Consider the following 22,794-nt stretch of genomic DNA (forward strand, 5'->3'; position numbering starts at 1 on the left):
CCGATGCTACGCAAGTCGAAACTGCGCATCCGGGGGAGGATCAAGATGACAGTTGTGCCCGTCACGTCAGCCGACCTGGATGCCGCGGAAATCTCGTGGTTCGCAGCACTCTGCTCCGACGATTATCAGTTTCTCGGGGTGCCCGACGGTTCCCTCAGATCCAGTTGGGAGCATTGCTCCGCGATCCTGAAAGAGGCTGAAAATCAGGGCTTCAGGAACATTCTTTGCCCCAGTTCCTATCAGGTCGGGCAGGACACGCTGAGCTTCGTTGCGGGCTGTGCGCCGATCACCGAGAGGATCAACATGCTTGCCGCCGTCCGCTGCGGAGAAATGCAGCCGATCATGCTGGCGCGCACCATCGCGACCCTCGATCACATGCTGAAGGGGCGCTTGACGGTCAATATCATCTCCTCCGATTTTCCGGGTGAAAAAGCCGAAAGTTCCCTTAGATATCAACGGTCCCGCGAGGTGGTCGAGATCCTGAAACAGGCTTGGACCCAGGATGAGATCAGCTACAAGGGCGATGTCTACGAGTTCGAGGGGCTGACCACCGATCCGGCAAAACCGTATCAGACGGGCGGGCCGCTTCTGTATTTCGGCGGGTACAGCCCGGCGGCGCTTGAGTTGTGCGGCCAGCATTGCGACGTGTATCTGATGTGGCCCGAGCCCAAGGAGCAGATCGCGCAGCGTATGAAGGACGTCCACGAAGTTGCTGACAGATATGGCAGAACCCTGGATTACGGGCTGCGCGTTCACATGATCGTGCGCGACACCGAAGCCGAAGCACGGGAATATGCCGAATATCTGACCAGCAAGCTGGACGATGACTATGGCAAGCTGATCCGTGACCGTGCCCATGACAGCATTTCACTTGGTGTCGCACATCAGGCCAAGGCGCGGGAACTGGCCGATAAGTTCGGCTATGTGGAGCCCAATCTCTGGACCGGGATCGGCCGCGCGCGGTCGGGCTGCGGGGCGGCGCTGGTGGGCTCGACGGATCAGGTGCTCAGCGAGATCGAGGCCTATCGGAAGATGGGTATCCGGGCCTTCATCTTCTCGGGATATCCGCATCTGGAGGAATGCCGCCAGTTCGGGCAAAAGGTGATGCCGCATCTTGAAACTTGTTCGCTGCCAGAGGTTTACGGGCGGGTGCCCGATCGGCCGCCGGCCACGCCGCTGGCCGCGGGGGAGCGGCGATGATGGAGCGGATCGACCTACCGTTCGGCGGCCTTGCCCTGTCGCGGCTCGTATATGGGATGTGGCGGATCGGGGATGATGTGGATACCTCGCCCGCCCATGTTCAGGCCAAGATCGAAGCCTGTCTGGCCCAGGGCATCACGACCATGGATCAGGCTGATATCTATGGCGATTACGGGGCCGAGGAGATCCTTGGAGACGCATTTCGCGCGGCCCCGCAGTTGCGCGATCGGGTGGAACTGGTCACCAAATGCGATATCATCGCGCCGATCGGCAAATATGCCACCAAGCGGGTGAAGTATTACGACACTTCCGCCGCGCATATCACCGCCTCGGTGGAAGGCTCGCTGGCCCTGATGCGGACGGACCGGATCGATCTGCTGCTGATCCATCGCCCGGACCCCTTCATGGATCATGTGGACACGGGCCGGGCGCTGGACGATCTCGTCGCCTCCGGCAAGGTGCGCGCGGTGGGCGTGTCGAATTTCAGGCTGCATGACTGGACGCTGCTGCAATCGGCCATGTCCACGCTGCTGGTGACCAACCAGATCGAGGCGAGCGTGCTGCATCATGTGCCGTTCACCAATGGCGATATCGCCTGGATGCAGGAGCGGGGCATCCCTCCGATGGCGTGGTCGCCCCTTGCGGGCGGGGCGCTGTTCGGACCGGAGGCCGCGCCGGTCCGCGTCGTGCTGGACCGCGTCGCCGAAGTGCAGGGCGTGGGGCTGGACGCGGTTGCCGTGGCGTGGCTGCTGGCGCATCCGGCCCGCATCATGCCGGTTATGGGAACCAATAATCTGAACCGGATCAAGAGGATCGGGGATGCGGCTAAGGTAGATATGGACCGGGAGACATGGTTCGAGATCTATACCGCCGCCTTGGGCCAGGAGGTGCCATAGGCATCTCCGCCCGGTGCCGGGCCGGGTGTGTCGGCGGTTGGGGATGTGGCAAAGCCCGTCTCACGACAGGGCCGCGATGACGCCCCTGAGTTCGGCCAGCCCCTTCATCCGTCCGATCAGGGGATATCCGGGCTGCGAGGCGCGGGTGAGATCATCCAGCAGATCGTGCCCGTGATCGGGGCGCATCGGAATTTGCCAGTCGTCGCGGCCTTCGGCCTGTCTGCGGCTCTGCTCGGCCAGAAGCGCGCGGATCGTTGCGACCATATCGGTATCGCCGGCCAGATGATCGCTTTCGGTAAAGCCGGGCCGCGCCGCCGGCATGTCGCGCCGTGTGTTTCTGAGATGGACGAAATGGATCCGCGGCCCAAGCGCTTCTACAAACGCCACCGGGTCGAAATCGGCGCGGACACCCAGTGAACCGGTGCAGAAGGTGATGCCGTTGGCGGGCATGTCCACCGCCGCCGTCACGGCGCGGTAATCCAACAGGTCAGACATCACCCGGGGCAGCCCGAGCAGCGGAAAGGGCGGATCGTCGGGATGACAGCACAGGCGCAGGCCAAGGCTCTCCGCAAGCGGCGCGACCTCGCCCAGAAAGTCGATCAGGTTCCGGCGCAGGCCGTCCGTGTCGATCTGCTCATAACGCAGCAGCAGGCCGCGGACATCCTCCAGTGTCCAGCTGTCATTGGCGCCGGGCAGCCCGGCCACGATATTGGCGACAAGCTGGCCGCTATCCGTGTCCGGCAGCCGCTTGGCGGCCCCGGCCTGTACGCTTTCGGGATAGTCATCGGCCGCGCCGGGACGCGCCAGAAGGTGAATGTCGAACAGGGCGAAATCGGTCAGGTCGAACCGCATGGCGGTGCCGCCGTGGGGCAGGGGGTGGCGCAGGGCGGTTCTGGTCCAGTCAAGCACGGGCATGAAATTGTAGCAGATCACCTGCGGGCCCGTTGCCGCGAGCGCCTTCAGGCTTTCCTTATAGGCCGCGATATGGTCGCGCCACGGACCGGTCCGGGTCTTGATCGCCTCGCTGACCGGCAGACTTTCCACCACATCCCAGGAAAGACCGGAGGGCGCGTCCTCCGGCCCTTCGATCTGGGCCTTGCGCAGGGCGATTTCGGCGGCGGGCCAGACCTGCCCGGGGGGGATGTGATGCAGGGCAGACACCACGCCCTGCGCCCCGGTCTGCCGGATCTCGGCAATCGAGATCGGGTCGGCGGGCCCGAACCAGCGCCAGGTTTGCCTCATGGCGTCTCGCGGAGGGTCAGCCCCGTTTCGGTGTCGAACAGATGCACCGCGTCTGGCGCAAAGCTGAGCGCCACCCGCTCACCGGCCACCACCCGGGTCTGTCCGGGATTGTGGACGGTCAGCCGCGTGCCATCGGCCAGTTGACCGTAGAGATAGCTGTCGCTGCCCAGTTGCTCCACGCTGCGCACATCGGTGTGGATGCTCCCCATCTCACTTGGCAAAAGATCGTTCGGGCGCACGCCAAGCGTCACCTTCTGCCCTTCGCGATGGGCAAAGCCGTCAACCGGAAGGCTGACCTCCTCCCCGGTGTCGAGCGTCAGGAGCGAGCGGTCGGCGGGATGGACGGCGCCGGTCATGAAGTTCATCTTGGGGCTGCCGATGAAGCCCGCCACGAACAGATTGCGCGGATGGTTGAACAGATCGAGCGGGCGGCCGAACTGCTCCAGCTCTCCCAGGCGCAGCACCGCGATCTTGTCGGCCATGGTCATCGCCTCGACCTGATCGTGGGTGACGTAGATCATCGTGTTTTCAAGCCGCTTGTGAAGCGCCGAGATCTCGCCGCGCATGTCCACCCTGAGCTCGGCGTCCAGATTGGAAAGCGGCTCGTCGAACAGAAACACCCGCGGCTCGCGCACCACCGCGCGCCCGATGGCGACCCGCTGCCGCTGCCCGCCCGACAGATCCTTGGGCCGCCGGTCCAGAAGCTGATCGATCTGCAGCATCGTCGCCACTTCGTTGATCTTGGTGTCGATTTCCGCTCTGGGCGTCTGGATGTTTTCCAGCCCGAAGCTGAGATTCTGCCGCACGGTCATATGCGGGTAGAGCGCATAGGACTGGAACACCATCGCCAGCCCGCGATCGGCGGCGGGGATGGTGTTGACCACTTCGCCGCCGATTTCGATGTCGCCCGACGAAATGCTCTCAAGCCCCGAGATCATCCGCAGCAGCGTGGATTTTCCGCACCCCGAGGGCCCCACGAAAACGCAGAATTCACCGTGCGCGATCGACAGGTCGATCCCCTTGATCACATCCGCCGCGCCGTAGGATTTGCACAGTCTCTTGAGTTCGATCGATGCCATCATTTCCCTCCCGTCGAGGCGATGCCGGTGGCGATGTATTTTTGCAGGAACATGAAGACGGCCGCGATGGGAAGAAGTGTCAGCACCGTCATCGCCAGCAGGCTCGACCAGTCGGTCTGCAACTCCCCCTGGAAGGAGTTGAGCGCCAGTTGCAGCGTGAAGTTTTCCGACTGCGTCAGCACGATGAGCGGCCAGAGAAAATCATTCCAGCGCCACATGATCGCAAGAATAGCAAGAACCGCGATGGCCGGGGCCGACAGCGGCAGGATGATCCGCCAGAAGATCTTCCACTCGCTGGCCTTGTCCATCCGCGCGGCGTCGAGGATCTCGTCGGGAATCGTGATCATGTATTGCCTGAGCAGGAAGACACCGGTGGGCGTGGCCGCGCCCGGAATGATCACCCCCCATAGTGAATTGAGCATGCCCAACTCGCTCACGATCAGGAAAAGCGGCACCAGCACCACCGTTTGCGGGATCATCAGCGTGCCGATCACCAGAAGCAGCACGGTCGTCCGCCCGCGGAACTCGTATTTCGAAAGGGCGAAGGCAGCCATCGCATTGACCAGCAACATGATCAGCGTGGCGGTCACCGTGATGAAGGTGGAGTTCCAGAAGAAGCGCAGGAAATTGAACCGCTCGAACAGGCCGGTGTAGTTCTCCAGCGCAAGCGCCACGCCCTGCACCGGTTCCCGGTCGTTTATCGAGACACGCAGCCGCTCCGCGGGATTGGCAGGGTCGATCATCTGCGCCTGCAAGCCCACCCGCCGGAGCTGTGCAAGGGTCTGCCCCTCGTAGTCTCCGGCGGTCATCCGGAACAGCGGCAAGGGCTCGTCAAAGCCGTCCACCACCACGGTTTCCTGCTGGTAAGGCAGGAACGTGGGCGGGTAGCGCTGCAAATCGGCCTCGGTCTTGAAGCTGGAAAGGACCAGCCAGATGACCGGGAAGAACATCAGGAAAACGCCAAGGAACAGGTAGGAGTAGGACACCCAGTCGGTCCAGTCCCACCGCCCCTTGCCCCGTGTCGCCGTCAGCATCGACCAGAGATTAGCCATCCACATTCCTCCGGTTGATCCAAAGCTGGATCAGCGTGAGCACCACCAGCACGATCGCCACCATCAGAGATGCGGCGGCTGCAAGGCCGAAGAGCCGCGGCGCGCCGGCGAAGCCTTCCTCGTAGATATACTGGATGATGAAGGTTGTGGCCGTTCCCGGCCCGCCGCCGGTGAAGGCATAGACCTCGTCGAAGGTCTGCACCCCCTTGATCAGTGCCAGCACCAGCACCACCAGCATCGTGGGCGACAGAAGCGGGAGGGTGATCCGCCGGAAAGTCCGCCAGGGGGAGGCCCGGTCCATCAGGGCGGCCTCGTAGACATCCCGCGGGATCGCCTGCAACCCGGCCAGCAGGATCAGCGTGTAAAATCCCATATGCGCCCAGACCGACAGAAACACGGTCCACGCAAAGGCCCATTCCGCGTCGATCAGCCAGTTGAACCCGCCGATCCCGATCCAGTCGAGAAATGCGTTCAGCACGCCCTCACGCTGCAGGATCCACTTCCAGATCAGCGCCACGACAACCGGCGACAGCAGCACCGGAAAGAAGAAGACCGAGCGAAAAAAGCCGCGCGCGCGGATATCGCGATTGAGGATGATCGCGGTCAGCAGGGCGAAGCCGACCATGATGCCGACCTGAAGCGTCACGAACCACAGCGTGTTCCAGACCGCGCGCCAGAATTTGTCTTCTATACAGGTGTTGGGGTCGAGAAAGCTGCTGCAACTGGTCAGCGTCTCGAAATTGCGCCCGCCCACATAGGGCCGGGCCTCCAGCAGCACATTGTCGCCGCCGGTCAGCGAATAGGAGAGGTTTAGAATGACAGGCAGAAAGGCGAACAGCCCGAACAGCAGGAGATTGGGCAACAGGAAGACCCAGGCCAGCCGATTGACCCCGAGAAGCCGTTGCAGCGCCATCATCGGAATTTCGATGATCCGCATCAGAGGATTGAGTATCACCAGCATGGCACGTACCGGTCCCGCGCGATCCGGAAACCGCGCGGGACCATCGCTTTACTCGGTCTCGGCCATGGCGGCCTGAAGATCGGCCGCGGCACGTTCCATCGCCTGATCGACCGTCAACTCGCCGACAATGGCCTGGCTGACCCGCTCGACCGTGATGCCGAACATCGCGCGGTTGCCCGCATAGCCCTGATAGGCGAAGGCCGCAGGTGCCACATCCGGCAGATCGCCGGCGAAGGCGTTGAGCGCGGCCTGCGCCCCTTCCGAGACGCCCTCATAGGTCACGCCCGCCGCCGCCACGCCCAGATGTGCGGGCAGGTTCGAGGTGCGCGCCGTCACTTCGGCATAGATATCTTCCTGCGCCAGGAAGTCGATCACCGCGGCCACCGCTTCGGGGTGGTCCGTCTGTGCGAAGCCGACGATGCCCGCGCCGCCCGGCATGCCGGAACACGCACCGGCCGGACCGCAGGGGGAGCCCACGACCTGCCAGTCGAAGAAATCGCCGACCTGTTCGTTCATCCGGCCCACCTGCCAGCTGCCGGAATAGTAGAAGACCAACTCGCCATTGATGAATTCCTGCGCCGCATCCTGATAGGTCGCCCCGCCCTGACCGGCCCAGACATCGCGCGCCATCGTGCCGTCTTCGTGCCAATCGACGAATTGCTGCACGAAGGCCCGGAACCCGTCATCGACGAGGATCGCCTCGCCATCCTCGTTGAAGAGCGCCGCTCCATAGGAGATCGCGGGGCCCGCAACCCGGTGGCCCGAGCGGTCGATCGCCATGGGGAAGGGCGTGTCGGTCGCTTCGGCCACGGCGCGCGCGGCCTCTGCCCATTCGGCCCATGTGGCATCTTCGCCCGGGATCTCGATACCGGCCTGTTCGAACAGCGTGGCATTGATGAAGGCCCCGGTGATCGTCAGCTGGCTGTGCATGCCATAGATGCCCTGACGGTCGTCACCGCCGCGATACCAGTCCAGCGTATCGCCGAAGCTGGCCTCCCAGTACCCGGCATCCACATAGGGCGTCAGATCCAGATAGTATTCGTTGAGGCCGCCCAGATCGGTGACCTTGGCGATGTCCGGCCCCGTGCCGGCGGCAAGCTGAACCGGCAGATTCTCAAGGATCGCCTGATAGGGGACAACGTCGATGGCCACCGTGATGCCTTCGTTCTCCGCCTCGAACCGGTTCAGAACGTCTTCATAGACTTCGCACTCGTTGCCATCGGAATAGCACATGAAGCGGACTTCCTGGGCCGAGACCGCTCCGGCGCCCGCCAGCATTGCCGATGTCAGCAAGGTGGTTGTCAGAATTCTTTGTTTCACGTCGTCTTCCTCCCATTGGATGTGGTCATTTCTGTTCTTGTTTGTTTCCTTTGGCCGCCTGCGCCGGCAGCCAGCCTTGGTAGAGTGCCGCGTTTGTACCAAGCGGTAAAGAAATCCTTTTCCCGGTTCGCGCCGCGTCATAGATCGCCGTGACCAGCTCGATCGAGCGGCGGCCATCCTCTCCGGTGACCTCGCGGCCCGGCCGCCCGTGCATGGCCTCTGCCAGCGCCTCGAAGAAGCCCGCAAAGCCCGATCTGACCTCCGGCACCGCGGCCAGAACCGCGTTTATCCGGCTTTGGTCAACCGGCGCGCGGGCTTCGAATGTCCAGATGTCCTCGGCGGGTGCATAGGGTGTGGTGCCGCTGTTCGCGGTCAGAGTCTCGAAGACCAGCCGCAGCCGAGAGGTATCTGTCGCCGCGCCGAGCGTGACCGAACTTGTGGCCAATGCACCATTTTCGAACTGCATGAGGATTGCGGCGCAATCATCCGTTTCTATGCTGTTTACTCGTGTTGCAACCTGCGCGCTCAGATGCGCGACCGGCCCGAAGTACCGCCCAAGCAGGTCATGATTGTGGATCGCGTGCCCCAGGACCGCGCCGCCGGCTTCACCGGCCCATGTGCCCCGCCACGGGGTTTCGTAATAGACCGCGCCCCGGTTCCAGTGGGTTTCAAGGCTCGCCACCTGCGGCTTGCCGGCGAGGCCCGCGGCGATCAGCGCATCGAGCTGCGCGGTGGCGGGGCCGTACCGGTACTGGAAAACCGGCGAAAACACCCGGCCCGAAGCGCGCGCCACATCGGCCAGCGCATCGGCCTCGGCCAGCGACCGCACCATCGGTTTTTCGCAGACCACATGCTTGCCCGCCCGAAGTGCCGCGGCAGACATCTCGAAATGCAGATGCGGCGGCAGGCAGATGTCGATCAGATCGAGCGTGTCATCGGCGAGTATCGCGGAAAAATCCGTGGCTATGGCCAGCCCGTCGCCCGCGACCAGCCGTGCCCGCGCCTCGTCCAGATCGCACAGCACCCGGACATCGAACAGATCGGGCAGGGCGCGGTACCCTTCCAGATGGGCCGCGCCGATCCCCGCGCCGATGATCGCCACCCGGATCATCCGCGCCCCTCCGCGAGGGTCTGGGCGCGCAACGCAAGCTCCATCACCTTGAAGGCATGAGCCTGCGGCATTGCGGTTTCCGTCCGGTCGCGGATATCGCGGGCAAGCCGCGCGAAATACGGCAGGCCCGCATCGGACGCGTCGATCATCTCGCAGCGGGTGCCGTTCGCCAGCAGCAGATGATCGGTCCCCGCGCGCCCGCCGACATCCACATACTTCCGCAGCTCGATATAGCCTTCGGTGCCCAGAATGGTCAGCCGCCCGTCGCCCCAGTTGGGCAGCGCATCCGGCGTGAACCAATCGACGCGGATATAGCCATGCCCGGTATCCGAGCGAAGGGCGATCTCTCCGAAATCCTGCAGACCGGGATCGTTCTGATTGGCGAAATTCCCGACCGAGGCCAGCGTGATCTCGGCATCGGTGGAACCGGTGAAGAACAGGAACTGGTCGATCTGGTGGCTGGCGATATCGGTCAGGATCCCGCCATAGGCCCCGCGGTCGAAAAACCACTCCGGCCGGGAGGCGCGGTTCAGCCGGTGCGGACCCAGCCCGACGGTTTGCACCACCCGGCCAATCGCCCCCTCGGCCACCAGTTCGGCGGCGCGGGTGACGCACGGCACCTCGAACCGTTCCGAGAAATCTACCGACCAGATCCGCCCGGTCTTCGCCACGCAGGCCTTGATCGCGTCGAGCTGCGCCGATGTGGTACAGCCGGGCTTGTCCACCATCACGTCCTTGCCCGCCTCCATCGCGGCGATGGCGAGGGCGGCACGGTCGCAAGGGATCGCGGAGATCAGGACCAGATCGATCGCGGGGTCGTCGAGCAGCGCGGCCTTGTCCGCCACCCGCGGAACGCCCGGAAAGCGCTTGCCGAACCCGTCCAGAGTGTTGGGGTTGCCCTCGGTCCACCAGCCGGCGAACTCGGACCCCGCGCCGATCATGTTCCCCGCCATCCCGTAGATGTGCCGATGATCGAGGCCGAGGGCTGCAAACCGCAAACTCATGCCACTTCCCCGCAGCTTACGGTGCGACCCTCACGTGCGGACAAAGCGATGGCGTCGATCAGCAGATGGCTCTCCAGAGCCTGCCTGCCGGTGATCATCGGCGGGTGGCCGTCGCGCAAGGCGGCGGCGAAATCCTCCAGGATGCCCTTGTGCCACTCATGGGTGAAGGCCATCGGATCAGCCCCGCCGCCGGTTCCCGCGGTTGCCCCATGGGTCTCCTTGCGGCCGTCGCGCCAGTGGACCGTCAACACGCCTTCGCCCAGATGCAGGCTGGCGCGTTCGAAATGGAGGGTGATGGTCTCGGCGCCTCCCGGGAAGCTGGCCGTGGAGGCAACCAGCGAGCCGATGGCGCCGTTTTCGAACCTGAGCCCGGCGGTGGCGAAATCTTCCGCTTCCATCTCGTGGAACCTGGTGGTCGCGGTCATCGCCTGAACCTCCGTCACCGGCCCGGTCAGGCTGAGGGCAAGGTCAATCGTGTGGATCGCCTGCGAAATGAGGACCCCGCCACCGTCGCGCGCATAGGTGCCGCGCCCGGGCTCGTCGTAATAGGCCTGCTTCCGCCACCAGGGCACGGTTACTTCCACCAGGCCGAGCGCGCCGAGATCGCCCGCGTTCACCAGCGCTGCCGCGTGTTGCGAGGCGGCCCGCACCCGGTGCTGAAAGACGACGCCGAGCGGGATGTTCATCTCCTCGCAGAGGGTGACGACCGCCCGGGCCTCGCTTGCATTTCGCGCCAAGGGTTTTTCCAGCAAGATCGCCTTGCCCGCGCGGGCGAGCGGGGCAATCAGCGCCAGCCTTGCGTCGGGTGGCGTGAGGATCAGCGCGATATCGATACCGGGGTCTGCCGCAACCGCCGCGCTGTCGGCATAAATCACGGGCCGGTAGCCCAGTTCCGTCTCGGCCCTGTCGGCGAACGCGGCGGCAGTTTGGGGGCGCCGGGCGCAGATCCCGGCAAGGCTCAGGGCAGGCCGCGCATCGCGGAGTGCGCGCAGATGCGTGGCGGCCACCATGCCCACACCGATCATCGCGACTGTCAGCGGCGCCTTGTCCATGGTCTTCGATCTCCCCCCAGGATCGCTGCTATCTCTGCATGTTCAAATCGCGTTGTCAATAAACCTGTATACCGGTATGCTGGTTGGTGGGGAGGTGCCTGCTTCATGCCCGCACAGAAGAATGCCGCGGATCTGGCCGCGATCCCGTTTGCCGAACTGGAGACCGCTTCGCCCCCTGCGGAGCAGATCTTCCGTCAGGTGCGCGATGCGGTTCTGCGAATGGAGATCCGCCCCGGCAGTCTCCTGTCGGAGACCGAAGTGGGGCAGCGCTTCGGCGCGAGCCGCACGCCCGTGCGAGAGGCGTTTACCCGCCTTCGGGAGGCCGGCCTGATCGTGACCCGCCCGAGCCGGGGCAATTTCGTCACCCGCCTGTCCGAGACGCGATTGCGTGAGGCGCAATTTCTGCGCAGCGCGATTGAAACGGCCGTCGTGACCCGGCTGTGCGAGATCGGTCTGGGGGCGGAGTATCTTGACCGCATCAAGATGAGTATATCCCGGCAGGTTACTGCGATCGCTGACAATAATGATCTGGACTTTCAGGCGCAGGACGACCGGTTTCACGCCCTTCTTGCGGCAGCCACCGGCTACCCGCGAACGGCCATGCTGCTGGCGCAGGAAAAGACACCGCTGGATCGGCTGCGGGTACTGGCGCTCAGTGATCGGGGCCACAAGGCGCGGCTTCTCTCGGAACATCGGGATATCCTGAACGCGGTGCGCGCGCGCGATCCGGAAGAGGCGCAGGCCGCGATGGCCCGGCATCTTGCCTCGGTGCTGGACCTGATCACGGATCTGCGCGATGCCGATGGCGACTATTTCGAATAGGCGCGCGATCAAAGCCGCCGGTCGAGAAAATCAAGAACCCTTGCCCGCATTGCCGCACTTTCCGCATGACCCAGATCCTCCTCGATATGGGTCTCCAGGGTAGTCTCCGAGCCGGAGATGCGATAGGCCGCGCGCAGATCCACCAGCCCTGCATCAAGCGCCGTCGCGGGCGTGCTCCAGTCCTGAAGTCCGGCGCAGACCAGTTGTGCGCGCGGGGTCACAAGCCCGGCGATCTGCCCCGACCGTGCCCGTGGCAACAGGCCCGGCACCATCATGTAGATCCCGTGCCCGTCATGCGCCCCCAGATCCACCAGCGTTTCCAGATCCGCGAAGCAGCACATATGCGCAACCGCCCTGATCCGCGCATCCAGCGCCGCAAGCCACCAGGCATGAGTGCCGCCCATCGAGAGGCCCATGGCGCCAAGCCTGCCCGCGTCGATCTCGGGCTGTGCGGCAAGCCAGCCAAGCCCTGCGGCAAGTTCGGCCAGCATACGCCCGAAAAGCGGTTTGCCCGACCATAACCCGGCCTTGGCCAGCGCGGTCTCGCCGGGCCTGGCCCGTTCCCCGAAACAAGGCATCTCCATGCACAATGCAGCGATGTTTCGGGTCGCGAGATCCGCCGCATAGGGGGCCTGAAGCGCCGGGCGGCCCCGGATCAATTCATCCCGTCCGACGCCGTAGTTGTTGCCGTGGGCGTGGCAATAGACAACTGCCCTTGCGGGCGTCGCGCCCTTGGGCGGATGGAGGAAAAAGGCCGGTATGGACGTGCCGTCGGCGCAACTCAGCCGCAGATCGTCCAGATACCAGCCCGCAATCCCGGAGCGGCCCGATCGTGCCGCATCGGCAATCTCGACCGTGCCGATCTGATGGCCCAGAAGGGCGTTCAACATCTGCCGGTCCGGTTTCGTCATCCCTGCCTGCTAAGATGGCTGGGCGCGCTTGGCAAGCCTATCCCGAAGCCGCCAGAAGCGAGGCATTGCCACCGGCTGCGGTGGTGTCGATGCAGATATGACGCTCGATGATCAGGCGCGGTATCGGGTTGGCCTCGGTGATGAGCGGGATCAGCGCGCCCTCCCGCGACGCCAGCGCCTGCCGCAAAGGGCGGGTGGTCTCCGCGTCCGCCCAGATTATCACGGCGTCGAAGCCGGTGATGTCCGTCAGCACCTCGGGCGGGATGATGCCGTCGAGGCCGTCCGTCACATCTGGTGCGACCGGCAGTGCCATGCAGCCGATCGAACGGGCGATCCGGGCCTGGCTGGCCGCCGCCTCCGCATTCGGACCGAGGCAGAGAACCCGGCCGCGCGCAAAGGTCGAAAGACGGTTGGATTCGCCGGTGGGCCCTGGCAGATCCTGTGAGGACAAGGCGATGTTGCGGGACGGCGCAAGCGCATCCAGCGCCTGCTGCACCGCCGCTGCGGTGACCGGCTTGCCCCTCGCAACGGGGTTCGCCCGGGTTTCGGCGGCGGCAAAGCGTGGCACGTAATGGGGCCCGCCGGCCTTCGGCCCGGTGCCGGAAAGACCTTCCCCACCAAAGGGTTGCGACCCGACGATGGCACCGATCTGATTGCGGTTGATATAGGTGTTTCCCACCTTCAGCCGTGCGCAAACCGCCTGCACGCGGTCGTCGATCCGGCTGTGCATTCCGAAGGTCAGACCGTAGCCCTTTGCGTTGATCGCATCGACCACGGCGTCGATCTCGTTGGCGGCGAAACGGGCGACATGCAGGACCGGGCCGAATACCTCCCGCTCCAGCGCGGCAATCCCGCCCGGCAGGTCAATCACCGTGGGTGGTACGAAATGGCCACCGGCCGGCGCCGGCAGTGTCTTCAGCAGGCGACCGTCGGTCTTTGCGGCGGCGATGTAGCGGCGGATATCGGTTTGTGCATCCTCCGAAATCACCGGGCCGAGATCGGTCTTCAGCTCCCACGGATCGCCGATCACCAGTTCGTCCATGGCGCCGTGGAGCATGTTGAGGAAAGGCCCGGCGATGTCGTCCTGCACATAGAGCATCCGCAGCGCCGAACAGCGCTGTCCGGCCGACTGAAAGGCGGATGTCACGATATCGCGGATCGCCTGTTCCGGCAGGGCGGTGCTGTCCACGATCATGGCGTTCAGCCCGCCGGTTTCCGCAATCAGCGGTGCGCCGGGGTCCAGCGCGCCGGCCATCGCCCGGTTGATCCGCTGCGCGGTGCCGGTAGAGCCGGTGAAGCACATGCCCGCGATGCGCGGATCCGACGACAGGCCCGCGCCGATCACCGATCCGGGGCCCGGCAAAAGCTGCAACGCGGTGCGCCGGACGCCGGCCTCGTGCAGCAGGCCGACCGCGCGGATCGCAACAAGCGACGTCACCTCCGCCGGTTTCGCGATGACGCCGTTTCCCGCCGCCAGCGCCGCCGCGATCTGTCCGGTGAAAATCGCAAGCGGGAAGTTCCAGGGCGAGATGCAGGCGAAGACGCCGCGGGCCGGGGCCGTCAATCGGGGGGCCTGGGCCGCGTAGTAGCGCAGGAAATCGACGGCTTCCCGCAGCTCGGCCACGGCATCGGCGGGGGTTTTTCCGGCCTCGCGCGCCAAAAGGGCAAAGATCTCGCCGAAATGCGCTTCGTAAAGATCGGCGGCACGATTGAGTACCTCGGCCCGGTCTTCGGTATCGGCGTTCCAGGGGGTGGCGGCTGATAGGGCGGCGTTCAGGTCATCCGCCGTGGCCTCCCGCAGATTTCCCACGATATCATATGGGTCCGCGGGGTTTTTCACGTCGTGGGCGGGGCCATCGCCGGGCTCTCCCGCGATCAGGGGCGCGCCCGTCCAGCGATGGGTGCGATATGGCGCGCGCGCCGCTTCGATCTCTGCCAGATCGACCGGATCGTGCAGATCCCAGCCCCGCGCATTCCGGCGCTCGGGCTGGAACAGGTCGCCCGGCGGAACGACGGCCGGGTTCGGCCCCAGACCCTCCAGAGCCGCGAAGGGATCGGTGGCAACCTCCTCCGGAGCGACAGTCGCATCGAGGATCTGGTGCACGAAGGAGGAGTTGGCCCCGTTTTCCAGAAGACGCCGCACCAGATATGCAAGCAAATCGCGATGCGCCCCCACCGGCGCATAGATCCGGCAGCGGGTGGCGTTGGATTTCAGCACCTGATCGTGCAGCGCCTCGCCCATACCGTGGAGACGTTGAAATTCAAAGGCTTGCGGATTGTCGCTCATCTCGATGATAGCGCCGACCGTGTGCGCGTTATGGGTCGCGAATTGCGGATAGATGCGGTCCGTCATGCCAAGCAGCTTGTTGGCGCAGCACAGATAGGCGGCGTCCGTGGCGGGTTTGCGGGTAAAGACCGGAAAGCTCCGCAACCCTTCCACCTGGGCGCGCTTGATCTCTGTATCCCAATAGGCGCCCTTGACGAGCCGCAGCATGATCTTGCGATCAAGGCTTTCGGCCAGCGCGTAAAGCCAGTCGATCACCGCGCTCGCCCGCTTGCCATAGGCCTGAACCACAACGCCGAACCCGTCCCATCCGGCCAACGCCTCGTCCCGCAGCACGGCTTCGATCACGTCGAGCGACAGGTCCAGCCGGTCGGCCTCTTCGGCGTCGATATTGAGGCCCATGCCCGCCTTGCGCGCCTGCAGGGCCAGCGCCCGCGTCCGGTCCACCAGTTCCGTCATCACCCGGTCGCGCTGAGACACTTCATAGCGGGGGTGCAGCGCCGACAGCTTGATCGAAATGCCGGGATTGTCGCGAATGTCATCCGAGCGGCATTCCGGCGTCAGGTGCGAAATCGCCGCGCGATAAGATTTGTAGAACCCGTCCGCATCCGCTTGTGTCATCGCGGCTTCGCCAAGCATATCAAAGGAATAGGTGTATCCCTTCATCTGCATCTTGCCGCCCCGCTTCAGGGCCTCGTCCATGGTCTGGCCCAGAACGAATTGCTGCCCCATCTCGCGCATGGCCCGGCCCACGGCCACGCGGATCACCGGTTCGCCCAGGCGCCGCACCGCGCCGCGCAGCACATTCGCCATGCCCTCGCCATCCTGCAGCACCTTGCCGGTCAGCATCAGTGCCCAGGTCGAGGCATTGACCAGAGAGGAGGAGGATTTGCCCAGATGCGTTCCCCATTCCGAAGGCGCGATCTTGTCTTCAATCAGCGCGTCCACGGTTTCCGCATCGGGGACGCGCAACAACGCCTCGGCCAGGCACATCAGCGCGATGCCCTCTCGCGTGGACAGGCCGTACTCCGCGAGAAACACCTCCATCAGACCCGGCGTGCTGTCGGAACGCAGGGAGCGGACCAGCCTTGCGCCCCGGGCGGCCGCGGCGGCGCGGGTGTCCGCATCCGGCGCGGCCTCCCCGATCAACGCGGTGAGGACGTCATCCTCCGGCGCGTGGGTCAGGCTGCGGATGCGTGTTCGAAGAGCGGCAAGCGGGTCCATCTGGGGCCTCATGAGGATCGGTTTCGACGCAGATTACAGCAAGCCGGGCAGGGCGGTCTGCCTTGACTTTTCGAACTGGCAGGCGTTTGTCCTGAAATAGGCACATCGAACGGGGAAAAAGATGCCAGATAAACCGGATGCGGGGCAGCTTGACGGATTTGATCGCAAGATCCTGCGGATATTGTCCACCGAAGGCCGGATTCCAGTCACCGATCTGGCCCGCAAGGTCGGTCTGTCGAAGAGCCCCTGCCAGGTCCGGGTGAAGCGGCTTCAGGCGCAAGGCTACATCCTCGGCTTTCGGGCGGTTCTGAATCCCGCCAAGCTGAACCGGGATCAGGTGGCCTTTGTCGAGGTCAAGCTGATCGACACGACCGAGGGCGCGCTTGGCGCGTTCAACGCAGCAGTGCACAAGGTGCCCGAGATCGAGCAATGCCACATGATTGCGGGGGCGTTCGATTACCTGCTGAAAGTGCGCACCAGCGACATGCGCGGCTATCGCCGCGTACTGGGAGAGGTGATCTCGGCGCTGCCCCATGTTGCTTCCAGTTCGACCCATGTCTCGATGGAGGCGGTGAAGGACAGCGCCTTCTAGAGGTGGGTCAGGTGGGAGGCGCAGCCGGTTAGCGCGGCGTAGTCATCCGACACGACGGCCACGCCGAACTGCTCCAGAAACGGCCCGAACCGGCCTTTGGCGCGCATCGCCTCGGCAAAGCCGAACCGGTCCAGATAGGGCGCGAAGGCGCGGCTGACCCCGCCCACCAGAAAGATGCCGCCAAAGGGCAGGTGCACAAGGGCCAGATCGCCCACAACCGTGCCCAGAATGCGCACGAACAGACGTGCGGTCGCCTCCGCCCGGGAGTTTCCGTCCTCCAGCGCAGACATGATGTCGGCGGCCGACATGCGCTGGTTGTGCAGGAAGACATGGATCGCCTCGATCCCGCGCCCGGAGAGCGCTTCTTCAACCGCGGCAAACCCATGCGCATCGCGCAGATGCCCCGACAGCGCCGCGCCTTCTGGGCCGCAAAGCGGCAGGCTGATATGCCCGCATTCCGACGGTGGCACGAACCGGCCGAGCGTTGTGTCGTAGATAGGTGCCGCATTGAAGCCGGTGCCGACACCCACCACCAGTTTCGCGGCCTGTCCGCTTGCCTCGGGCTGGGACAGGACCGGCCTGATCATCTCCGGCGAGAGATGGCCGATCGCGTGACCCTGGGCCTGCAAATCGTTCAGAACGGCTACTTTTTCGGCGCTCAACACCTGCGCCAGCATCGCGCGTTCCACACGCCATGGCAGGTTGGTCAGATCGGCCACCCCGTCATGAACCGGGCCCGCCGCCGCCACGCAAACCCCGGTGATCTGCCCGTGATCGGTGCCCGTGTCGGCCAGATAGCGGTGCAGCACATGGGCCAGATCGGGGGCGTCGCGATTGGCATAGCGGCGCACGCTGTCGGCATCCACGACCTTGCCGCTGGCCAGCGCCACGCGGGTGTTGGTGCCGCCGATATCGGCCACAAGCGACAGGGCAGAGGGCATATGCGGATCCTTCGGGGTTTCGGGCATGGCTTGTCGGGCGGTCAGCGCCACCAGTCTGCCAGTGCCTGATAGGATGCTTTCGGTGTTCGCTGCAAGCTGTCGAAATCCACATGGATCAGGCCGAAGCGTTTTTCATAGCCAAGCGCCCATTCGTAATTGTCCATCAGCGACCAGGTGAAATAGCCGCGCAGCGGCACGCCCTCGGCAATCGCTTCCCGTGCGGCGTTCAGGTGGCGGGAGAGATAGTCGATCCGGGCGATATCGGGCCGATCGGCGGTGTCGGCATTCGCCATCCCGTTTTCGGTGACGTAAAGTGGCAGATCGCCGGTATAGTCGCGGGCCGTCCGGATCAGGAAATCGCGCAGACCGTCGGGATAGATCTCCCACCCCATCTGGGTTTTCTCCAGCGGCCCCTCCACCTCGGCATAATTGGGCCAGGGGCCGGGCCTGTGGTCGATCAGCTTGCGGGTGTAGTAGTTCAGCCCGAGCCAGTCGAGCGGTTGCGCAATGCTGTCGAAGTCGTCCTGCCAGCCGTCGGGCAGATGCGGCTCCAGACCCGCCAGAGCCTCCGCCGGATAGGCCCGCTTGAAGAGGCCGCCCAGAAAGAACCGGTTGTAGATCGCATCATAGGTCGCCGCCGCCCCGGTCGCGGCCGCGTCGTCATTGGCGGGCGCGCTCCACTCGAAATTGCAGACGGCGCCGAGGTTCCGCATCCCCAGGCCGCGCATCACCTCCGTGGCGCGGCCATGGGCCAGAAGCACGTGATGCATCGCCCGCGCGGTGGCGCGTATGTCGCGCAGGCCCGGCGCGTGATGCCCGTCGAAATGGCTGAGCCACCCGACGCACCAGGGTTCGTTGATCGGGGCCGCCGACCAGACGCGATCCCCGATGCGGCCCATGATCACGGCGGTGAAATCGCCGAACCAGCCGGCGATATCCCGGTTGCGCCACCCGCCCAGATCGGCCAGCGCGCTTGGAAGCTCCCAGTGATAGAGCGTGGCCGCCGGTTTGATGCCGCGCGCCAGAAGCCCGTCGACCAGCCGGTCGTAGAAATCGAGCCCCGCCTCGTTCACCGTGCCCCGCCCCTCGGGCAGAACCCGTGCCCAGGAGGTGGAGAACCGGTAGGCATCGGCGCCCAGTGCGGCCAGCAGGTCAAGATCCTCCTCCAGCCGGTGGTAATGGTCGCAGGCGACGGCCCCGTTTTCCGCCCGCACCACATTGCCGGGCGTCGCGGCAAAGCTGTCCCAATGGGTGGGCCCCGCGCCGCCGAAGCCGTGGCCTTCGATCTGATAGGAGGAGGTGGCCGTGCCGAAGACGAAGCCTTCGGGAAAATCGGCGCGGCTGAGGGGCATCTTCATGCGGTGTCTTCCCTGGTGTCAGCCGGCCGGGGCCGGGCCTGTGGACCGGCCCACGGTCAGCTCCGTTTCCCACAACTCCTGCACATGGGGCTGGTTGGGTTTGCGGATGAGGTCGATCAGGATTTCCGCGCAGCGCTGACCCGCGCCGCGGATCGAGGACCGGGTGGCCGTAAAGGCCGGGCCATCTGCATCGTTGTTCATATAGGACAGCACATCGTCATGGGTGACCAGAGAGATATCGCGGCCCAGAACCAGCCCGCGCTCCACCACGGCCCGCCGGACCCCGATCGCGGGGATAACGGAGGAGACGAGAAAGGCCGTGGGCGTTTCGGCCAGATCCAGCATCTGCGACGCCGCGACATAGCCGAAGCCTTCGGTCATGACATCGGCGCGCATCCAGTCGGGGTTGGGGGCCATGCCGCGGGACCATATCGCCTCCGCATAGCCGGCGCGGCGGCGGGCGGCGAAGTCCAGATTTTCCTGCCCGTTGATCAGCGCGATCCGCCTGTGGCCCAGATCCAGCAGGAAGTTGGTGGCCTTGCGAAAGGCGGATTTGTTGGCCACGTCCAGCCAGCTGTATCCGTCGGGGTTCTGGGTGCGGCCATGAACCAGAAACGGCAGGCCAAGCTCCCGCAGAAGCGCGATCCGCGTATCGTCGGTTTCCGGCGACTGGACCATGACGCCATCGACCGACCCGTTGGCCGCCATCTGCCGGTAGGCGCGTTCCGCCTCGCCGTCCGAGACGATGGAGAGAAGCAGATCATACCCCTCGTTGGCATAGACCTCGCCCGCACCGGCCAGAAAATCGGCGAAGATCGGGTTGACCATCTCGGTCTTGCCGGCCAGGGGAATGACATGGCCGATGGTCATCGCACGCCCCGTGGCCAGACGCCGGGCGCGGGAGTTGGGCTGATAGTTTGCGGCCTGCGCCGCGGCCAGAACCCGCGCGCGGGTTTCCTCGCGCACCTCGGGATAGCCGTTCAGGGCCCGGCTGACCGTGGTCTGGGACAGGTTCAACGACTCGGCCAATTGTTTGAGATTCATTGCCAATCTGGACCCAAAGCGCTTCGGAAAGGAGCCCAAGACTAGCCATGCCGATGGTCTCTTGTCAAAGATTCAAACCTGCCGGATTTTTCTGCACCTGCACAATAACTCATTATTTTTCAGGGTGATGGAAGAAGGCGGATTGACTCGTAAGACGGCTTGATTGAGTGTGCCATATGCTCAAAGCGCTTTGAACACAGCTTTGAGGCACTGGGATACCACGCGACCACCACGAGGTCGCATCAACTGGGAGGTACCAATGAAGAATTCATTCTATACCGGTGCTGCGCTTCTGGCGCTGACCGCCGGAATGGCGCAGGCCGACGGACATCTGATTTTCCCGATCGGGGAGGGCGACTTCAACTGGGATAGCTTCGAAGCCTTTGCCGAGGCCCATGATCTGAGCGGCCAGACCCTGACGATGACCGGCCCCTGGACGGGGCTGGATGCGGAACTGGTGGAAAGCGTGGCGGCCTATTTCGAGGAAGCGACCGGCGCGACGGTGCAGTATTCCGGTTCGGACAGTTTCGAACAGGATATCGTGATCGCGGCGCAGGCGAGATCGGCCCCCAACATCGCCGTCTTCCCGCAACCGGGCCTGGCTGCGGACATGGCCGCGCGCGGGTTCCTGACGCCGCTGGCCGATGGCACCTCGGACTGGGTGCGCGAAAACTACGCCGCCGGGCAATCCTGGGTCGATCTGGGCACCTATGCCAATCCGGACGGAGCGGATGAGCTCTTCGGCTTCTTCTACAAGGTCGATGTGAAATCACTGGTCTGGTATTCGCCCGAAGCCTTCGACGAGGCCGGGTACGACATTCCCGAAACCATGGAAGATCTGCGCGCGCTGACCGATCAGATCGTTGCCGATGGCGGCACGCCCTGGTGCATCGGGCTTGGGTCCGGCGCGGCCACGGGCTGGCCCGCGACCGACTGGGTCGAGGACATGATGCTGCGCACGCAGCCGCCCGAGGTCTATGATGCATGGGTTGCCAACGAGATCCCGTTCAACGACGAACGCGTCGTGGCCGCGATCGAGGAGTTCGGCAGCTTTGCGCGGAACGACGACTACGTGAACGGCGGTGCGGCCGCCGTCGCCTCGACCGACTTCCGCGACAGCCCCGGCGGTCTCTTCTCCTTCCCGCCGGAATGCTACATGCACCGCCAGGCGTCGTTCATTCCCACGTTCTTCCCCGAGGGCGCCGATTCGGATTTCTTCTACTTCCCGGCCTATGAAGGTCAGGATCTGGGGCAGCCGGTGCTGGGTGCGGGCACATTGATGGCCATCACCGACGACTCGCCCGCGGCGCATGCCTGGATTGAGTTCGTGAAAACCCCCATCGCGCATGAAGTCTGGATGGCCCAGACCGGGTTCCTGACACCTCATGACGGGGTCAATACCGAGCTTTTCGGCACCGACGCTGCGCGGCAGATGAACGACATCCTGCTGAACGCGACCACCTTCCGCTTCGACGCATCCGACCTGATGCCGGGTGAGATCGGGCAGGGCGTGTTCTGGTCCGGCATGGTCGATTACACCACCGGGGCGGATGCCGCCGACGTGGCGACGATGATCCAGGAACGGTGGGACTCGATCCAATAACCGGTCATCCGGCCTAAGACAGCCCGGCCCGCGCCGACTGCGCGCGGGCCGGGGCAACCACGACATCAGCAAGCCGTCATCGGGCCGACAGGCCGGCAGGCTTAAGGGAGGGTCTCATGTCACCAATGCTGCAAGGTGCGATCACCATCGTCATCGGCGTGGGGGGGTGTATCGGATACTTCTATTTCGCCAATCTGATCCTCGACAAGGTGATCTTCCCCGCGCGCGGCAACGATGCGGGGCGCAACATCAACCGCGCCAATGCCGTGCGACCTTGGCTGTTCCTGTTTCCAGCGATCTTCGCGCTTGGCCTCTATCTGGTCTATCCGGTGGTCGGCAGCTTCATCCGGTCGCTCTACAACCGGGCGGGCAACGAGTTCATCGGGTTCGGAAACTATGCCAACCTGATCGCGGACGAGACCTTCCGCACCGCGTTTTTCAACAATTTCCTCTGGGTTCTGGTCGTCCCCGCGATGGCGACCTTCCTTGGACTTCTGGTGGCGCAACTGACCGACAGGCTGAGCTGGGGCAACATCGCCAAATCCCTGATCTTCATGCCGATGGCGATCTCCTTCGTGGGCGCCTCGCTGATCTGGAAGTTCGTCTACGCCAATGACCCCGATATCGGGATCATCAACGCGATCCGCGCCAGCATGGGCATGGACAGCGTCGACCCGATGCAGATCCCGTTCTGGAACAATTTTTTCCTGATGGTGATCCTGATCTGGATCCAGACCGGCTTTGCGATGGTGATCCTGTCCGCCGCGCTGCGCGGCATCCCCGAAGAAACGGTGGAGGCCGCGATCATCGACGGCGCGAACCCGTTTCAGGTGTTCTTCAAGATCAAGGTGCCGCAGATCATGGGTACGATCGTGGTGGTCTGGACGACGATCACGATCCTTGTGCTGAAGGTTTTCGATATCGTCTACACCATGACGGGCGGCAATTTCGGAACCGAGATCCTGCCCAGTTACATGATGAGCTTCATGTTCCGCGATGACGGGCGGGCGACGGCCGTGGCCTTCGTGATCATGCTGGTGGTTCTGCCGGTCATGATCTGGAACATCGTGCAAGCCCGTAAAGAAATGCGCTGAAAGA

The 22,794-nt window shown here is 64.4% G+C and carries 19 protein-coding genes; 6 read left to right on the forward strand and 13 right to left on the reverse strand.

Going from position 1 to position 22,794, the window contains the following annotated elements; genetic code table 11:
- The first annotated feature begins 45 nt into the window (after window positions 1-45).
- Together ACQ651_RS04365 and ACQ651_RS04370 are read left to right on the forward strand one after the other, a co-directional pair.
- Entirely contained in the window at window positions 46-1,200 is a 1,155-nt protein-coding gene (locus tag ACQ651_RS04365; protein ID WP_227285494.1) for an LLM class flavin-dependent oxidoreductase, read from the forward strand.
- Window positions 1,200-2,096 carry an aldo/keto reductase gene (locus tag ACQ651_RS04370; protein WP_430450306.1) on the forward strand — a complete coding sequence of 299 codons (897 nt, stop codon included), beginning with the start codon at window positions 1,200-1,202 and terminating at the stop codon, window positions 2,094-2,096. Before ACQ651_RS04365 ends, ACQ651_RS04370 begins: the two co-directional genes overlap by 1 nt.
- Window positions 2,097-2,156: 60 nt before the next feature.
- On the opposite strand, the gene uxuA is transcribed toward ACQ651_RS04370, so the two are convergent.
- The 8 genes from uxuA to ACQ651_RS04410 are packed head-to-tail and all read right to left on the reverse strand — an operon-like array spanning window position 2,157 to window position 10,917.
- Entirely contained in the window at window positions 2,157-3,338 is a 1,182-nt protein-coding gene (gene uxuA, locus ACQ651_RS04375; protein ID WP_430448490.1) for a mannonate dehydratase, read from the reverse strand.
- A complete protein-coding gene (locus tag ACQ651_RS04380) occupies window positions 3,335-4,417 on the reverse strand; it encodes an ABC transporter ATP-binding protein (RefSeq protein ID WP_227285496.1) in 1,083 nt (360 codons plus the stop codon). Before ACQ651_RS04380 ends, uxuA begins: the two co-directional genes overlap by 4 nt.
- The gene (locus tag ACQ651_RS04385; RefSeq protein ID WP_430448492.1) at window positions 4,417-5,469 is read right to left on the reverse strand and encodes a carbohydrate ABC transporter permease; all 1,053 of its coding nucleotides are present in this window, start codon (window positions 5,467-5,469) and stop codon (window positions 4,417-4,419) included. The genes ACQ651_RS04380 and ACQ651_RS04385 overlap by 1 nt, the downstream gene beginning before the upstream one ends.
- A complete protein-coding gene (locus ACQ651_RS04390; RefSeq protein ID WP_227285498.1) occupies window positions 5,462-6,430 on the reverse strand; it encodes a carbohydrate ABC transporter permease in 969 nt (322 codons plus the stop codon). Before ACQ651_RS04390 ends, ACQ651_RS04385 begins: the two co-directional genes overlap by 8 nt.
- A gap of 48 nt (window positions 6,431-6,478) precedes the next feature.
- Window positions 6,479-7,750 carry an ABC transporter substrate-binding protein gene (locus ACQ651_RS04395; RefSeq protein ID WP_227285499.1) on the reverse strand — a complete coding sequence of 424 codons (1,272 nt, stop codon included), beginning with the start codon at window positions 7,748-7,750 and terminating at the stop codon, window positions 6,479-6,481.
- Window positions 7,751-7,775: 25 nt separating this feature from the next.
- Window positions 7,776-8,861 carry a Gfo/Idh/MocA family protein gene (locus ACQ651_RS04400; protein ID WP_430448494.1) on the reverse strand — a complete coding sequence of 362 codons (1,086 nt, stop codon included), beginning with the start codon at window positions 8,859-8,861 and terminating at the stop codon, window positions 7,776-7,778.
- Complete coding sequence (locus ACQ651_RS04405; RefSeq protein ID WP_430448495.1) at window positions 8,858-9,865, reverse strand: Gfo/Idh/MocA family protein; 1,008 nt, start codon at window positions 9,863-9,865, stop codon at window positions 8,858-8,860. Before ACQ651_RS04405 ends, ACQ651_RS04400 begins: the two co-directional genes overlap by 4 nt.
- The gene (locus ACQ651_RS04410) at window positions 9,862-10,917 is read right to left on the reverse strand and encodes a Gfo/Idh/MocA family protein (RefSeq protein ID WP_430448497.1); all 1,056 of its coding nucleotides are present in this window, start codon (window positions 10,915-10,917) and stop codon (window positions 9,862-9,864) included. The genes ACQ651_RS04405 and ACQ651_RS04410 overlap by 4 nt, the downstream gene beginning before the upstream one ends.
- A 105-nt stretch (window positions 10,918-11,022) precedes the next feature.
- Here ACQ651_RS04410 and ACQ651_RS04415 point away from each other — a divergent pair, with 105 nt between their 5' ends.
- Window positions 11,023-11,739: a GntR family transcriptional regulator gene (locus ACQ651_RS04415; protein WP_227285503.1), complete on the forward strand. Its 717-nt coding sequence runs from the start codon at window positions 11,023-11,025 to the stop codon at window positions 11,737-11,739.
- Between the two features lie 8 nt (window positions 11,740-11,747).
- On the opposite strand, the gene ACQ651_RS04420 is transcribed toward ACQ651_RS04415, so the two are convergent.
- A complete protein-coding gene (locus tag ACQ651_RS04420; RefSeq protein ID WP_430448499.1) occupies window positions 11,748-12,650 on the reverse strand; it encodes an alpha/beta hydrolase family protein in 903 nt (300 codons plus the stop codon).
- Window positions 12,651-12,687: 37 nt separating this feature from the next.
- Window positions 12,688-16,158: a bifunctional proline dehydrogenase/L-glutamate gamma-semialdehyde dehydrogenase PutA gene (putA, locus tag ACQ651_RS04425; RefSeq protein ID WP_430448501.1), complete on the reverse strand. Its 3,471-nt coding sequence runs from the start codon at window positions 16,156-16,158 to the stop codon at window positions 12,688-12,690.
- Window positions 16,159-16,279: 121 nt separating this feature from the next.
- Between putA and ACQ651_RS04430 the strand changes: the two genes are divergently transcribed.
- Window positions 16,280-16,750, forward strand: coding sequence for an Lrp/AsnC family transcriptional regulator (locus tag ACQ651_RS04430; RefSeq protein ID WP_430448503.1), 471 nt, complete (start codon window positions 16,280-16,282; stop codon window positions 16,748-16,750).
- Here ACQ651_RS04430 and ACQ651_RS04435 read toward each other — a convergent pair.
- From ACQ651_RS04435 to ACQ651_RS04445, 3 genes are read right to left on the reverse strand one after another with little or no spacing between them, the layout of a single operon-like run.
- Complete coding sequence (locus tag ACQ651_RS04435) at window positions 16,747-17,691, reverse strand: ROK family protein (RefSeq protein ID WP_227285507.1); 945 nt, start codon at window positions 17,689-17,691, stop codon at window positions 16,747-16,749. The two genes, ACQ651_RS04430 and ACQ651_RS04435, sit on opposite strands and share 4 nt — an antisense overlap.
- A gap of 41 nt (window positions 17,692-17,732) precedes the next feature.
- Entirely contained in the window at window positions 17,733-19,043 is a 1,311-nt protein-coding gene (locus ACQ651_RS04440) for a GH1 family beta-glucosidase (RefSeq protein ID WP_430450307.1), read from the reverse strand.
- 24 nt (window positions 19,044-19,067) lie between these two features.
- Window positions 19,068-20,093 carry a substrate-binding domain-containing protein gene (locus ACQ651_RS04445; protein WP_227285508.1) on the reverse strand — a complete coding sequence of 342 codons (1,026 nt, stop codon included), beginning with the start codon at window positions 20,091-20,093 and terminating at the stop codon, window positions 19,068-19,070.
- A gap of 259 nt (window positions 20,094-20,352) precedes the next feature.
- On the opposite strand from ACQ651_RS04445, the gene ACQ651_RS04450 reads away from it, so the two are divergent.
- Together ACQ651_RS04450 and ACQ651_RS04455 are read left to right on the forward strand one after the other, a co-directional pair.
- On the forward strand, window positions 20,353-21,696 hold the full coding sequence (locus tag ACQ651_RS04450) for an ABC transporter substrate-binding protein (RefSeq protein WP_227285509.1): 1,344 nt from the start codon (window positions 20,353-20,355) through the stop codon (window positions 21,694-21,696).
- 116 nt (window positions 21,697-21,812) lie between these two features.
- Complete coding sequence (locus ACQ651_RS04455; protein WP_121898054.1) at window positions 21,813-22,790, forward strand: carbohydrate ABC transporter permease; 978 nt, start codon at window positions 21,813-21,815, stop codon at window positions 22,788-22,790.
- Window positions 22,791-22,794: the final 4 nt, after the last annotated feature.

It is taken from the genome of Rhodophyticola sp., from assembly GCF_965284195.1.
In the GTDB taxonomy this organism is placed as follows: domain Bacteria; phylum Pseudomonadota; class Alphaproteobacteria; order Rhodobacterales; family Rhodobacteraceae; genus Rhodophyticola.

What these genes read in the sequence shown, in the direction of transcription:
- ACQ651_RS04365 (WP_227285494.1), top strand. Translation starts at nt 46, where the DNA reads ATGACAGTTGTGCCCGTCACGTCAGCCGACCTGGATGCCGCGGAAATC.
- ACQ651_RS04370 (WP_430450306.1), top strand. Translation starts at nt 1,200, where the DNA reads ATGGAGCGGATCGACCTACCGTTCGGCGGCCTTGCCCTGTCGCGGCTC.
- uxuA (WP_430448490.1), bottom strand. Translation starts at nt 3,338, where the DNA reads ATGAGGCAAACCTGGCGCTGGTTCGGGCCCGCCGACCCGATCTCGATT.
- ACQ651_RS04380 (WP_227285496.1), bottom strand. Translation starts at nt 4,417, where the DNA reads ATGGCATCGATCGAACTCAAGAGACTGTGCAAATCCTACGGCGCGGCG.
- ACQ651_RS04385 (WP_430448492.1), bottom strand. Translation starts at nt 5,469, where the DNA reads ATGGCTAATCTCTGGTCGATGCTGACGGCGACACGGGGCAAGGGGCGG.
- ACQ651_RS04390 (WP_227285498.1), bottom strand. Translation starts at nt 6,430, where the DNA reads ATGCTGGTGATACTCAATCCTCTGATGCGGATCATCGAAATTCCGATG.
- ACQ651_RS04400 (WP_430448494.1), bottom strand. Translation starts at nt 8,861, where the DNA reads ATGATCCGGGTGGCGATCATCGGCGCGGGGATCGGCGCGGCCCATCTG.
- ACQ651_RS04405 (WP_430448495.1), bottom strand. Translation starts at nt 9,865, where the DNA reads ATGAGTTTGCGGTTTGCAGCCCTCGGCCTCGATCATCGGCACATCTAC.
- ACQ651_RS04410 (WP_430448497.1), bottom strand. Translation starts at nt 10,917, where the DNA reads ATGGACAAGGCGCCGCTGACAGTCGCGATGATCGGTGTGGGCATGGTG.
- ACQ651_RS04415 (WP_227285503.1), top strand. Translation starts at nt 11,023, where the DNA reads ATGCCCGCACAGAAGAATGCCGCGGATCTGGCCGCGATCCCGTTTGCC.
- ACQ651_RS04420 (WP_430448499.1), bottom strand. Translation starts at nt 12,650, where the DNA reads ATGACGAAACCGGACCGGCAGATGTTGAACGCCCTTCTGGGCCATCAG.
- putA (WP_430448501.1), bottom strand. Translation starts at nt 16,158, where the DNA reads ATGGACCCGCTTGCCGCTCTTCGAACACGCATCCGCAGCCTGACCCAC.
- ACQ651_RS04430 (WP_430448503.1), top strand. Translation starts at nt 16,280, where the DNA reads ATGCCAGATAAACCGGATGCGGGGCAGCTTGACGGATTTGATCGCAAG.
- ACQ651_RS04435 (WP_227285507.1), bottom strand. Translation starts at nt 17,691, where the DNA reads ATGCCCTCTGCCCTGTCGCTTGTGGCCGATATCGGCGGCACCAACACC.
- ACQ651_RS04440 (WP_430450307.1), bottom strand. Translation starts at nt 19,043, where the DNA reads ATGCCCCTCAGCCGCGCCGATTTTCCCGAAGGCTTCGTCTTCGGCACG.
- ACQ651_RS04445 (WP_227285508.1), bottom strand. Translation starts at nt 20,093, where the DNA reads ATGAATCTCAAACAATTGGCCGAGTCGTTGAACCTGTCCCAGACCACG.
- ACQ651_RS04450 (WP_227285509.1), top strand. Translation starts at nt 20,353, where the DNA reads ATGAAGAATTCATTCTATACCGGTGCTGCGCTTCTGGCGCTGACCGCC.
- ACQ651_RS04455 (WP_121898054.1), top strand. Translation starts at nt 21,813, where the DNA reads ATGTCACCAATGCTGCAAGGTGCGATCACCATCGTCATCGGCGTGGGG.